This is a genomic window from Streptococcus mitis subsp. hohhotensis, from assembly GCF_000722775.1.
GTDB classification, from domain to species: Bacteria; Bacillota; Bacilli; order Lactobacillales; family Streptococcaceae; genus Streptococcus; species Streptococcus carlssonii.
On record NZ_JPFZ01000007.1, the window covers coordinates 52915 to 65145 of the forward strand.

Sequence of the window (12231 nt, forward strand, 5' to 3'; positions counted from 1 at the left end):
TATGTCTAAAAAACAAGAAATGATTCAATTCTTCATCGACAAGGTCAACGCTGACGATGGAGTGGACAATGATGGAGCTTATGGCTTTCAGTGCGCTGACGTACCTTGTTATGGGTTACGTCATTGGTACGGTGTGACGCTTTGGGGCAACGCTTATGACTTACTTGAGTCAGCACGTTCTCAAGGCCTGAAAGTCGTGTATGACGCTGACTATCCAAAGGCTGGTTGGTTCTTCGTGAAATCCTACGTAGCTGGTGACGGCGTCAACTACGGGCATACTGGCCTTGTCTATGAAGACTCAGACGGATATACCATTAAGACGATTGAGCAGAATATCGATGGCAATTGGGACTATTTAGAAGTAGGTGGCCCTTGTCGTTATAACGAGCGTTCTGTAAGTGAAATCGTTGGGTATATCGTGCCGCCTGAAGAGGTTGAAACTGGCTGGCAACAGAACCAATATGGTTGGTGGTGGGTTCGCGAAGACGGCTCATACCCAACCGATAAATGGGAGAAGATCAATGACGCTTGGTACTATTTCGACGAAAAAGGATTCATGAAACGTAGTACCTGGTTGAACTACAAGGACGCTTGGTACTGGTTCACGGATTTAGGATCTATGGCCACTGGCTGGGCTCGTATCAATAATGCTTGGTATTACTTCGATGAAGACGGTAAGATGGTTACTGGCTGGATTAAGCACAAGCTGACTTGGTACTACCTTGATAGTAAGAATGGAAACATGGTATCTAACTCATTTGTCCAATCAGCTGATAAGACAGGCTGGTACTACCTCAAGGCAGACGGAACACTGGCAGATAAGCCAGAATTTAAAATTGAGCCAGACGGCTTGATTACGACTAAATAATTTTAAAAAATAAATAGAAAGGAAACTTTTCTAAAATGTTTATCTACCGCAGGCTGTTTGGCTTGCGGTTTTTTTGTTTGCTCTGAAATACGCTTGATAATCGCTTGAAATTCCTGAAAAACATTTATAGATATAGGGTTAGGAGTGTTCTTTTTCGCTTGAATATTCTTTATTTTGCTCTGAAATTGTCTTGTTGACATCAACAAATAGCTTTATAAAGAGCTTGGTTGCCAATTTTGTTGACGTTAACAAAATTAGAGTTTGTATTTCTATTTTGCAAAAACACGCAATTTGAACGATTAGAAACAGAAATTACAATCCTATCGTTCAAAAAATTGCTTTCTTGAAGAATAGAGAGGAGAATGGCAGGGTATTATTGTCAAAAACGCCATTTTGTTAATAATAGATCCTTTTTATTTTTTGATTATTGTCAAAAACGGTGTTTTGTCAAAAATAAAAACAGTGAAATTAGTCACTGATCCTTTTGTAAACTATTAGAATTAAATTGCAACCTTCTCAACTATACGGGCAAATATGAGTGTGAAAATGAATACGAAGATGAATACGATTTAAAAAAACGATAGAAATTAATGAAAATGATTTAAAAGAGAAAATAAGCAAAAAATAAACTATCAACAAGCAATGGAAAGTACTTGTAAACACAAATTCTTTATACCATAGTTCGTGACAGTTCCAGCTTTTTTTGATAAAATCATACAGTATGCCCTTGGGCACAAAGTATGAACTGGGACTGTCTTTCCCAGCTTCGGAGGTAAAAAATGTCAGATTCACCAATCAAATATCGTTTGATTAAGAAAGAAAAACACACAGGAGCTCGTCTGGGAGAAATCATCACTCCCCACGGTACCTTCCCGACGCCTATGTTTATGCCAGTTGGAACTCAAGCCACTGTCAAAACTCAGTCGCCTGAAGAATTGAAGGAGATGGGTTCGGGAATTATCCTATCAAACACCTATCACTTGTGGCTTCGTCCTGGAGATGAACTCATTGCACGCGCTGGTGGTCTCCACAAGTTCATGAATTGGGACCAGCCTATTTTGACAGATAGTGGTGGTTTCCAGGTTTATTCTCTAGCAGATAGCCGCAATATCACAGAAGAAGGAGTAACCTTTAAAAATCATCTCAATGGTTCTAAGATGTTCCTATCACCAGAAAAAGCCATTTCTATTCAGAACAATCTGGGCTCAGACATCATGATGTCCTTTGACGAATGTCCCCAGTTTTATCAACCTTATGACTACGTTAAGAAATCGATCGAGCGTACCAGCCGTTGGGCTGAGCGTGGTTTGAAGGCTCACCGTCGTCCACATGACCAAGGGTTATTTGGGATTGTGCAGGGGGCAGGATTTGAAGACCTGCGTCGCCAATCGGCTCATGATCTTGTCAGCATGGACTTCCCAGGCTACTCTATCGGTGGTTTGGCGGTGGGAGAAACCCACGAAGAGATGAATGCGGTCTTGGACTTCACAACCCAACTGCTACCTGAAAATAAACCTCGCTATTTGATGGGGGTGGGAGCGCCAGATAGCTTGATTGATGGAGTGATTCGTGGTGTAGATATGTTTGACTGTGTCTTGCCGACTCGTATCGCTCGTAATGGTACTTGTATGACCAGTCAGGGACGTTTGGTTGTCAAAAATGCCCAGTTTGCTGAGGACTTTACACCACTGGATCCTGAATGTGATTGCTACACATGTAAGAACTATACACGCGCCTACCTTCGTCACCTCCTCAAGGCTGATGAAACCTTTGGTATTCGCTTGACTAGCTACCACAATCTTTACTTCTTGCTTAACTTGATGAAGCAAGTGCGACAAGCCATCATGGATGACAATCTCTTAGAATTCCGTGAGTATTTTGTTGAAAAATATGGCTATAATAAGTCAGGACGTAATTTCTAAAACGGAATAGATATAAGCTAAAAATCCTAAGTTTTCTCTTAGGATTTTTCTTCTTTTTTTGATAGAATAAAGTGTACAATGAAAGGAAGAATAAACTCGTATGCGCATTAAATGGTTTTCCTTGATTAGGATTACAGGTTTACTTTTGGTACTCTTGTATCACTTCTTTCAGACCATCTTTCCTGGAGGATTTTTCGGGGTAGATGTCTTTTTCACATTTTCAGGTTTCTTGATTACGGCTCTACTCATCGAAGAATTTTCTAAAAATCATGAAATTGATTTGGTTGGATTTTTTAGGAGACGCTTTTATCGTATCGTGCCACCTGTGGTTTTGATGGTCTTGGTAACCATGCCCTTTACCTTTCTAGTTCGCCAAGATTATGTGGCTGGAATTGGGGGTCAGATTGCGGGTGTTTTAGGCTTCATGACCAACTTCTATGAACTTCTAACAGGTGGGAGTTATGAATCACAGTTCATTCCTCATTTGTTTGTTCATAATTGGAGCTTGGCCGTTGAGGTTCACTACTATATTCTATGGGGATTGGCAGTTTGGTTCTTATCCAAACAGGCTAAATCAAATGGTCAGTTGAAGGGGATGGTCTTTCTTTTATCTGCTGCTGTCTTCTTGATCAGCTTCTTCTCCATGTTTATTGGTAGTTTTCTAGTGACCTCTTATTCCTCTGTTTACTTCTCCAGTTTAACTCATGTCTATCCATTCTTTTTGGGAAGTATCCTAGCAACGATTGTAGGCGTTCGTCAGACGACTTCCCTCGTCAAGCAGTTGGATAGAATCTGGGATTTACGAAAGACCCTGTTGGTTTTTGGAGGAGGTTTTGGCTTCTTACTCATTTTGACCTTCTTTGTCAAATTTACCTATCTCTTTGCCTATCTTATTGGCTTCTTACTTGCCAGCCTTGCAGCCCTTGCTATGATTCTGGCGGCGCGTGTCTTACATGAAAAGACACATCATATACAGGAGCCAAAAATTATCAGCTTTTTAGCGGATACTAGCTATGCGGTTTATCTTTTCCATTGGCCTTTCTATATCATTTTTTCACAGTTGACCTCAAATCTTCTTGCTGTGTTACTGACTCTGATTTTTTCTTATGGATTTGCCAGTTTTTCATTTTATGTATTGGAGCCGTGGATTGCAGGAAAGAGCACACCTATTTTACAAACTCTTCGTCCCCTGCCTTATATTCACACAATCCTTGCAACAAGTACAGGAATCTTGGCCTTCATTGTCCTCTTAGTGACTTTGTTGGCACCACAAGTGGGAGCGTTTGAGACAGACTTAACTGTCAATGGCTTGAAGCAAGCCGCAACAAATATTAGCCAGACCAAGGTGATGACAGAACGAGCAGAAGCTGATAGTTTAGGGATTGCTGATGGTACTATGTTAATTGGTGATTCGGTGGCTTTAAGGGCAAATACAGCCCTGCAGACAGCCCTTCCTGGAGCACAGATTAACGCGCAAGTCAGCAGAACAACCAAGACCGCCAATGAAATCATGCTAAATAATAGCCAGAATAAATTTCTACCAAAGATGGTGGTTATTGCAACAGGTGTGAATAATCCTGAAAATTATAAGGAAGACTGGGACAGTATCGTGAAAAATCTTCCTAAGGGCCACCATATGGTTTTGGTGACTCCTTATGAGGGAGATAAGACAAAAGAGACCTATGCAATCGTTGAGAAGGCGGCTGCCTATATGAGAGAATTGGCAGAGAAGACACCTTATATCACAGTTGCTGATTGGAATCAAGTTGCTAAGGAACATCCAGAAATCTGGGCAGGTACAGACCAAGTCCATTTCGGAAGTGACACTAGTACTATTGAAGCAGGAGCAAAATTGTATGCAGATACCATTGCTACAGCCTTGCAAACAGCTCAAGACAAACCAGTCAAATCAAAATAACTTGTATTAAAAAGAGAAGAGTTGGAGAAATCCAGCTCTTTTAAAATATCTCCAGAAAATAGGTCTATACCATTTACAAATAAAAAAGAAAGGTTTATAATGTAATTGACATAATAAATTGTAGAATAAATCTTTTAAGGAGGTTAACATTATGCCTAACTATATTAAAGCGGATCAGTTTTTCTACCCACACGGAGTTCGTCGTGGTGGTTACTTGGAACTTGTGGACGGCAAGTTTGGAAAACATGTAGAGCAGATTCCTGAAGGAGCAGAGGTAATTGACTATACAGGTTATAGCATTGCTCCAGGACTTGTGGATACCCACATTCATGGATTTGGCGGTGTGGATGTCATGGATAATAACATCGAAGGAACCCTTCATACCATGAGTGAAGGACTACTTAGTACAGGTGTCACCAGCTTCTTGCCAACCACTTTGACATCAACTTATGAGCAATTGCTTGCGGTAACAGAAAATATCGGTGCTCGTTACCAGGAAGCAAGTGGAGCGAAAATTCGTGGAATTTATTTTGAAGGGCCTTATTTCACAGAGAAATACAAGGGAGCTCAAAATCCTGCCTATATGAAAGATCCTCGTATGGATGAGTTTCGTGCTTGGCAAAAAGCAGCCAATGGCTTGCTAAATAAAATTGCCCTTGCGCCAGAACGTGAAGGTGTAGAAGACTTTGTACGTACAGTTACGGGAGAAGGCGTAACAGTTGCTCTAGGACATTCAAATGCAACTTTTGATGAGGCTAAAAAGGCAGTTGATGCTGGAGCTAGTGTATGGGTACATGCCTATAATGGGATGCGTGGTTTAACACATCGCGAACTAGGTATGGTAGGAGCTATGTATGAGCTCCCACATACTTACGCAGAATTGATTTGTGATGGTTATCACGTAGATCCAAAAGCTTGTGAGATTTTACTTAAGCAAAAGGGGACAGAAAACATCGCTCTTATTACGGACTGTATGACAGCTGGTGGGCTTGAAGACGGTGACTATATGTTGGGAGAATTTCCAGTAGTGGTTGCCAATGGAACTGCACGCCTCAAATCGACAGGTAACTTGGCAGGTTCTATCCTCAAACTTAAAGATGGTATGAGAAATGTAGTCGAGTGGGGTATTGCGAATCCACATGAAGCAGTCATGATGGCCAGCCTCAACCCAGCTAAATCCGTTCATATTGACGATGTCTGTGGTCAAATCCGTGAAGGTTATGATGCGGACTTTATCGTACTAGATAAAGATTTGGAATTGGTAGCAACCTACCTAGACGGTGTGAAACGTTATCAAGCATAAGAGAGAAAGCAGAAGTTAGAGACTAGCTTCTGCTTTTTATCTATATTGCTTTACCGGTAAATAAAAAAGTTAAAAAAATCACAAAAAAACTTGAAGAAACAAATGAAAAGGCTTACAATTATGTTATAAATAGTACAAATAAAAAAACGGAGGAGTACTTTATGAAAGCTTATACTTATGTTAAACCAGGACTTGCTTCTTTTGTTGATGTAGACAAACCAGTTATTCGCAAGCCAACAGACGCTATTGTGCGTATCGTAAAAACCACTATTTGTGGAACAGACCTCCATATCATTAAAGGAGATGTTCCTGCTTGTCAAAGTGGTACCATTCTTGGCCACGAAGGAATTGGGATTGTTGAAGAAGTTGGGGAAGGAGTTTCTAACTTCAAAAAAGGCGACAAGGTCTTGATTTCTTGTGTCTGTGCCTGTGGTAAATGCTACTACTGTAAAAAAGGAATTTATGCCCATTGTGAAGACGAAGGGGGCTGGATTTTCGGTCACTTGATTGACGGTATGCAGGCTGAGTATCTACGTGTCCCTCATGCAGATAATACTCTTTATCATACTCCAGAAGACTTGTCAGATGAAGCCTTGGTTATGTTATCAGACATTTTGCCTACAGGATATGAAATTGGTGTCTTGAAAGGAAAAGTAGAACCTGGTTGTAGCGTAGCCATTATTGGTTCAGGTCCAGTTGGATTGGCTGCTCTTTTGACGGCTCAATTCTACTCACCAGCTAAATTGATTATGGTGGACTTAGACGATAACCGCTTGGAAACTGCTGTATCATTTGGTGCGACTCATAAGGTTAATTCTTCAGACCCTGAAAAAGCCATTAAAGAAATTTATGATTTGACAGATGGTCGTGGTGTAGATGTTGCTATCGAAGCTGTTGGTATTCCTGCAACATTTGATTTCTGTCAAAAGATTATCGGTGTAGACGGAACAGTTGCCAACTGCGGTGTGCATGGTAAACCAGTTGAATTCGATTTGGACAAACTTTGGATTCGCAACATCAATGTAACAACTGGTTTGGTATCTACAAATACCACTCCACAATTGTTGAAAGCTCTTGAAACTCATAAGATTGAACCAGAAAAACTGGTAACTCATTATTTCAAACTAAGTGAAATTGAAAAAGCATATGAAGTCTTCAGTAAGGCAGCAGACCACCATGCAATCAAAGTCATTATCGAAAACGATATTTCTGAAGCCTAGGTAGTAAAAAGATTTTGGAACATAAGCAAATAGAAATTCAGTCATCCATCAGATGGCTGGATTTTTTATCTGGAAATTAAGAAATGAGCATATTTCTTTCCTTGTTTGGCGGAATTGGTTATAATATACGGTACAAAGGAATGAATGAATATGTATCGTGTTATAGAAATGTACGGAGATTTTGAACCTTGGTGGTTCTTAGAAGGTTGGGAAGAAGATATTGTAGCAAGTAGAAAATTTGACCAGTATTATGATGCTCTCAAATACTATAAAACTTGCTGGTTTAGATTGGAACAAGAATCCCCTCTTTATAAAAGTAGAAGTGACTTGATGACCATTTTCTGGGATCCGGAAGACCAACGCTGGTGTGATGAATGTGATGACTATTTACAACAATACCATTCTTTGGCTCTTTTGCAGGATGAGCAGGTTATCCCAGATGAAAAATTACGTCCAGGCTATGAAAAACAAACAGGTAAGGAAAGGCACCGTTCTTGCCGTATGAAATTAAAATAGAGAAAAAGTAACTTTTTGGAGTTGCTTTTTTTATTTTTCCAAATCTTTGCGAATAGTATAGGTGAGGAGGTAAGTATGGTTCAAGAAATTGCACAAGAAATCATTCGTTCGGCTCGGAAAAAAGGGGCACAAGACATTTATTTTGTCCCCAAGTTAGACGCCTATGAGCTTCATATGAGGGTGGGAGACGAGCGCTGTAAAATCGGTTGTTATGATTTTGAAAAATTTGCGGCCGTCATCAGTCACTTTAAGTTTGTGGCGGGTATGAATGTGGGAGAAAAGCGACGTAGTCAACTTGGTTCCTGTGATTATGCCTATGACGATAAGATGGTTTCTCTACGTTTATCTACTGTAGGTGATTATCGAGGTCATGAGAGTTTAGTTATTCGTTTGTTGCATGATGAGGAGCAGGATTTGCATTTTTGGTTTCAGGATATTGAAGAACTGGGCAAGCAGTACAGGCAACGGGGACTTTATCTTTTTGCTGGTCCAGTCGGCAGTGGCAAGACGACCCTGATGCACGAATTGGCCAAGTCCCTCTTTAAGGGGCAACAAGTCATGTCCATCGAAGATCCAGTCGAAATCAAGCAGGACGACATGCTTCAGTTGCAGTTGAACGAAGCAATCGGGTTGACGTATGAAAATCTAATCAAACTTTCTTTGCGCCATCGACCAGACCTCCTGATTATCGGAGAAATTCGGGACAGCGAAACGGCGCGTGCAGTAGTTAGAGCTAGTTTGACAGGTGCGACAGTCTTTTCAACCATTCACGCCAAGAGTATTCGAGGTGTTTATGAACGCCTGCTAGAGTTGGGTGTGAGTGAGGAGGAATTGGCAGTAGTTCTGCAAGGAGTCTGCTATCAGAGATTAATCGGGGGAGGAGGAATCGTTGACTTTGCTAACAAAGACTATCAAGAACACCAGCCGACTAGCTGGAATAAACAGATTGACCAGCTTCTTAAAGATGGACATATCACAAGCCTTCAGGCTGAAACGGAAAAAATTAGCTACAGCTAAGCAAAAAAATATCATCACCTTGTTTAACAATCTCTTTTCCAGCGGTTTTCATCTGGTGGAGACCATCTCCTTTTTAGATAGGAGTGCCTTGTTGGACAAGCAGTGTGTGACTCAGATGCGCACGGGCTTGTCTCAGGGGAAATCATTCTCAGAAATGATGGAAAGTTTGGGATTTTCAAGTGTCATTGTCACTCAGTTATCCCTAGCTGAAGTCCATGGGAATCTCCACCTGAGTTTGGGAAAGATAGAAGAGTATCTAGACAATCTGGCCAAGGTCAAGAAAAAACTAATTGAAGTAGCGACCTATCCCTTGATTTTGCTGGGATTTCTTCTCTTAATCATGCTGGGGCTACGTAACTACCTACTACCACAACTGGATAGTAGCAATATTGCCACCCAAATTATCGGCAATCTCCCACAAATCTTTCTAGGCATGGTAGGGTTTGTTTCTCTGCTTGCCCTTTTAGCACTAATTTTTTATAAAAGAAGTTCAAAGATGCGTGTCTTTTCTATCTTGGCCAGAATTCCCTTCTTTGGTATCTTCGTTCAAACTTATCTGACAGCTTATTATGCGCGTGAGTGGGGGAATATGATTTCGCAGGGAATGGAGCTGACGCAGATTTTTCAGATCATGCAGGAACAAGGTTCCCAACTCTTTAAAGAAATCGGTCAAGACCTAGCTCAATCCCTACAAAATGGCTGCGAATTTTCTCAGACGATAGCGACCTGTCCTTTCTTTAAGAAAGAGTTGAGTCTCATTATCGAGTATGGGGAAGTCAAGTCCAAGCTGGGTAGTGAGTTGGAAATCTATGCTGAAAAAACTTGGGAAGCCTTTTTTACCCGAGTCAATCGCACCATGAATCTGGTGCAACCACTGGTCTTTATCCTTGTGGCTCTGATTATCGTTTTACTTTATGCGGCAATGCTCATGCCCATGTATCAAAATATGGAGGTAAATTTTTAAAATGAAAAAAATGATGACATTCTTGAAAAAAGCTAAGGTTAAAGCTTTCACACTTGTGGAAATGTTGGTGGTCTTGCTCATCATCAGCGTGCTTCTCTTGCTCTTTGTACCTAATTTGACCAAGCAAAAAGAAGCAGTCAACGACAAGGGAAAAGCTGCTGTTGTTAAGGTGGTGGAAAGTCAGGCAGAACTTTATAGCTTGGATAAAAATGAAGATGCTAGCCTAAGTAAGTTACAAGCAGATGGGCGAATCACGGAAGAACAGGCTAAAGCTTATAAAGAATACCATGCTAAACAAAATACCAGTCAAACTGTTGCAGATTAAGGCATTTACCATGCTGGAAAGCCTCTTGGTTTTGGGTCTTGTGAGTATCCTTGCCTTGGGCTTGTCCGGCTCTGTTCAGTCCACTTTTGCGGCGGTAGAGGAGCAGATTTTCTTTATGGAGTTTGAAGAACTTTATCGGGAAACCCAAAAACGCAGTGTAGCCAGTCAGCAAAAGACAAGTTTAAGCATAGACGGACAGACCATTAGTAATGGCAGCCAAAAGTTGACCGTTCCTAAAGGAATTCAGGCACCATCAGGCCAAAGCATCACATTTGACCGAGCTGGGGGCAATTCGTCCCTGGCTAAGGTTGAATTTCAGACCAGTAAAGGAGCGATTCGCTATCAATTATATCTAGGAAATGGAAAAATTAAACGCATTAAGGAAACAAAAAATTAGGGCAGTGATTTTACTGGAAGCAGTAGTCGCTCTAGCTATCTTTGCCAGTATTGCAACCCTCCTTTTGGGACAAATTCAGAAAAATAGGCAAGAAGAAGCAAAAATTTTGCAAAAGGAAGAAGTCTTGAGGGTAGCTAAGATGGCCTTGCAGACAGGTCAAAATCAGGTAAACATAAATGGAGTTGAGATTCAGGTGTTTTCTAGTGAAAAGGGATTGGAGGTCTACCATGGTTCAGAACAGTTGTTGGCTATCAAAGAGCCATAAGGTCAAGGCTTTTACCTTGTTGGAATCCTTGATTGCCCTCATTGTCATCAGTGGAAGCTTACTTCTCTTTCAAGTCATGAGTCAGCTCCTCATTTCAGAAGTTCGCTACCAGCAACAAAGCGAGCAAAAAGAGTGGCTCTTGTTTGTGGACCAGTTGGAGGCAGAATTAGACCGTTCGCAGTTTGAAAAAGTGGAAGGCAATCGCATTTATATGAAGCAAGATGGCAAGGACATCGCTATCGGTAAGTCCAAGTCAGACGATTTTCGTAAAACAGATGCCAGTGGACGGGGTTATCAGCCGATGGTTTATGGCCTCAAATCCGCACAGATTACAGAGGACAATCAAGTGGTTCGTTTTCGTTTCCAGTTCCAAAAAGGCTTAGAAAGGGAGTTCATCTATCGTGTGGAAAAAGCAAAAAGTTAAGGCGGGTGTTCTCATCTATGCAGTCACTATGGCAGCCATCTTTAGTCTTTTGTTACAATTTTACTTGAACAGACAAGCTGCCCACTATCAAGACTATGCTTTAAATAAAGAAAGGCTGATTGCTTTTGCCATGGCCAAGCGAACCAAAGATAAGGTTGAGCAAGAAAGTGGGGAACAGGCCTTTAATCTGGGTCAGGTGAGTTATCAAAATAAGAAAACAAACTTGGTGACGACGGTTCGTACGCCTAAGAGTCAATATGAGTTCCTATTTTCTTCAGTCAAAATCAAAGAAGAGAAAAGAGATAAAAAGGAAGAGGTAGCGACTAGTTCAAGCGAAAAAGTGGAGAAGAAAAAATCAGAAGAGAAGCCTGAAAAGAAAGAGAATTTCTAGCCAATCAAACTACTTTGTGCTAAACTAAAAATATGAAACATGATTTTAACCACAAAGCAGAAACTTTCGATTCGCCTAAAAATATCTTCCTTGCAAACTTGGTTTGTCAAGCAGTCGAGAAACAGATTGATCTTCTATCAGACAAAGAAATTTTGGATTTTGGTGGAGGGACGGGTCTGTTAACCTTGCCCCTAGCCAAGCAGGCCAAGTCTGTAACATTGGTGGATATTTCGGAGAGAATGCTGGAGCAAGCTCGCTTGAAAGCGGAGCAGCAAGACATCAAGAATATCCAGTTTTTGGACCAAGATTTACTGGAAAAACCCTTGGAGAAAGAGTTTGATCTCATTGTTGTTTGTCGGGTTCTTCATCATATGCCTGATTTGGATGCGGCTCTCTCACTGTTTCATCAACATTTGAAGGAAGATGGACAACTCCTAATTGCTGATTTTACTAAGACAGAAGCTAACCATCATGGATTTGAATTGCCTGAACTGGAAAACAAGCTAATTCAGCACGGTTTTTCATCTGTGCATAGTCAGATCCTCTATAGCGCTGAAGACCTGTTTCAAGGAAATTACTCAGAGCTCTTTTTAACAGTATCCCAAAAATCACTCGCCTAGTCAGGGAGTGATTTTTTAGGTACGACGGGCATGACGTTCATCTGAGGTGTGAGTCCTCCGTGGGCACCTGCTACCGGTGAA

At 41.0% G+C, this 12231-nt stretch carries 15 protein-coding genes; 14 read left to right on the plus strand and 1 reads right to left on the minus strand.

Features of this window, described 5'->3' with window-relative positions; genetic code table 11:
- The first annotated feature begins 1 nt into the window (after position 1).
- Positions 2 to 868, plus strand: a complete 867-nt coding sequence (locus SK608_RS11965; protein WP_033675963.1) for a CHAP domain-containing protein — start codon at positions 2 to 4, stop codon at positions 866 to 868.
- Positions 869 to 870: 2 nt separating this feature from the next.
- Here SK608_RS11965 and SK608_RS01320 read toward each other — a convergent pair whose 3' ends face one another.
- Positions 871 to 1068: a hypothetical protein gene (locus SK608_RS01320; RefSeq protein WP_033675965.1), complete on the minus strand. Its 198-nt coding sequence runs from the start codon at positions 1066 to 1068 to the stop codon at positions 871 to 873.
- A gap of 579 nt (positions 1069 to 1647) precedes the next feature.
- Between SK608_RS01320 and tgt the strand changes: the two genes are divergently transcribed.
- From tgt to SK608_RS01385, 13 genes are all read left to right on the plus strand, one after another.
- Positions 1648 to 2790: a tRNA guanosine(34) transglycosylase Tgt gene (tgt, locus tag SK608_RS01325; RefSeq protein WP_001285237.1), complete on the plus strand. Its 1143-nt coding sequence runs from the start codon at positions 1648 to 1650 to the stop codon at positions 2788 to 2790.
- Between the two features lie 100 nt (positions 2791 to 2890).
- Positions 2891 to 4708 carry an acyltransferase family protein gene (locus tag SK608_RS01330; protein ID WP_033675968.1) on the plus strand — a complete coding sequence of 606 codons (1818 nt, stop codon included), beginning with the start codon at positions 2891 to 2893 and terminating at the stop codon, positions 4706 to 4708.
- 151 nt (positions 4709 to 4859) lie between these two features.
- Positions 4860 to 6011: an N-acetylglucosamine-6-phosphate deacetylase gene (nagA, locus tag SK608_RS01335; RefSeq protein WP_033675970.1), complete on the plus strand. Its 1152-nt coding sequence runs from the start codon at positions 4860 to 4862 to the stop codon at positions 6009 to 6011.
- A 161-nt stretch (positions 6012 to 6172) separates the two neighbouring features.
- Positions 6173 to 7231: a zinc-dependent alcohol dehydrogenase family protein gene (locus SK608_RS01340; RefSeq protein WP_033675971.1), complete on the plus strand. Its 1059-nt coding sequence runs from the start codon at positions 6173 to 6175 to the stop codon at positions 7229 to 7231.
- 150 nt (positions 7232 to 7381) lie between these two features.
- Positions 7382 to 7747 carry a DUF1033 family protein gene (locus SK608_RS01345; protein WP_004262492.1) on the plus strand — a complete coding sequence of 122 codons (366 nt, stop codon included), beginning with the start codon at positions 7382 to 7384 and terminating at the stop codon, positions 7745 to 7747.
- 75 nt (positions 7748 to 7822) lie between these two features.
- Positions 7823 to 8764, plus strand: coding sequence for a competence type IV pilus ATPase ComGA (comGA, locus tag SK608_RS01350; RefSeq protein ID WP_033675975.1), 942 nt, complete (start codon positions 7823 to 7825; stop codon positions 8762 to 8764).
- On the plus strand, positions 8712 to 9728 hold the full coding sequence (comGB, locus tag SK608_RS01355; protein WP_082242381.1) for a competence type IV pilus assembly protein ComGB: 1017 nt from the start codon (positions 8712 to 8714) through the stop codon (positions 9726 to 9728). Before comGA ends, comGB begins: the two co-directional genes overlap by 53 nt.
- Before the next feature lies 1 nt (position 9729).
- Entirely contained in the window at positions 9730 to 10053 is a 324-nt protein-coding gene (gene comGC, locus SK608_RS01360; RefSeq protein ID WP_000738641.1) for a comG operon protein ComGC, read from the plus strand.
- Entirely contained in the window at positions 10016 to 10450 is a 435-nt protein-coding gene (gene comGD / locus SK608_RS01365) for a competence type IV pilus minor pilin ComGD (RefSeq protein WP_033675980.1), read from the plus strand. Before comGC ends, comGD begins: the two co-directional genes overlap by 38 nt.
- On the plus strand, positions 10413 to 10715 hold the full coding sequence (gene comGE / locus SK608_RS01370) for a competence type IV pilus minor pilin ComGE (RefSeq protein ID WP_000413380.1): 303 nt from the start codon (positions 10413 to 10415) through the stop codon (positions 10713 to 10715). Before comGD ends, comGE begins: the two co-directional genes overlap by 38 nt.
- Entirely contained in the window at positions 10678 to 11139 is a 462-nt protein-coding gene (gene comGF, locus SK608_RS01375) for a competence type IV pilus minor pilin ComGF (RefSeq protein WP_033675982.1), read from the plus strand. Before comGE ends, comGF begins: the two co-directional genes overlap by 38 nt.
- Positions 11117 to 11530 carry a competence type IV pilus minor pilin ComGG gene (gene comGG / locus SK608_RS01380; protein ID WP_033675984.1) on the plus strand — a complete coding sequence of 138 codons (414 nt, stop codon included), beginning with the start codon at positions 11117 to 11119 and terminating at the stop codon, positions 11528 to 11530. The genes comGF and comGG overlap by 23 nt, the downstream gene beginning before the upstream one ends.
- Positions 11531 to 11562: 32 nt before the next feature.
- Complete coding sequence (locus SK608_RS01385; protein ID WP_033675986.1) at positions 11563 to 12150, plus strand: class I SAM-dependent methyltransferase; 588 nt, start codon at positions 11563 to 11565, stop codon at positions 12148 to 12150.
- The last annotated feature ends 81 nt before the right edge of the window (positions 12151 to 12231 follow it).

Excerpts from the sequence above, each read along its gene's own strand:
- SK608_RS11965 (WP_033675963.1), top strand. The coding sequence starts at position 2 with ATGTCTAAAAAACAAGAAATGATTCAATTCTTCATCGACAAGGTCAAC.
- SK608_RS01320 (WP_033675965.1), bottom strand. The coding sequence starts at position 1,068 with ATGTCAACAAGACAATTTCAGAGCAAAATAAAGAATATTCAAGCGAAA.
- tgt (WP_001285237.1), top strand. The coding sequence starts at position 1,648 with ATGTCAGATTCACCAATCAAATATCGTTTGATTAAGAAAGAAAAACAC.
- SK608_RS01330 (WP_033675968.1), top strand. The coding sequence starts at position 2,891 with ATGCGCATTAAATGGTTTTCCTTGATTAGGATTACAGGTTTACTTTTG.
- nagA (WP_033675970.1), top strand. The coding sequence starts at position 4,860 with ATGCCTAACTATATTAAAGCGGATCAGTTTTTCTACCCACACGGAGTT.
- SK608_RS01340 (WP_033675971.1), top strand. The coding sequence starts at position 6,173 with ATGAAAGCTTATACTTATGTTAAACCAGGACTTGCTTCTTTTGTTGAT.
- SK608_RS01345 (WP_004262492.1), top strand. The coding sequence starts at position 7,382 with ATGTATCGTGTTATAGAAATGTACGGAGATTTTGAACCTTGGTGGTTC.
- comGA (WP_033675975.1), top strand. The coding sequence starts at position 7,823 with ATGGTTCAAGAAATTGCACAAGAAATCATTCGTTCGGCTCGGAAAAAA.
- comGB (WP_082242381.1), top strand. The coding sequence starts at position 8,712 with ATGGACATATCACAAGCCTTCAGGCTGAAACGGAAAAAATTAGCTACA.
- comGC (WP_000738641.1), top strand. The coding sequence starts at position 9,730 with ATGAAAAAAATGATGACATTCTTGAAAAAAGCTAAGGTTAAAGCTTTC.
- comGD (WP_033675980.1), top strand. The coding sequence starts at position 10,016 with ATGCTAAACAAAATACCAGTCAAACTGTTGCAGATTAAGGCATTTACC.
- comGE (WP_000413380.1), top strand. The coding sequence starts at position 10,413 with ATGGAAAAATTAAACGCATTAAGGAAACAAAAAATTAGGGCAGTGATT.
- comGF (WP_033675982.1), top strand. The coding sequence starts at position 10,678 with ATGGTTCAGAACAGTTGTTGGCTATCAAAGAGCCATAAGGTCAAGGCT.
- SK608_RS01385 (WP_033675986.1), top strand. The coding sequence starts at position 11,563 with ATGAAACATGATTTTAACCACAAAGCAGAAACTTTCGATTCGCCTAAA.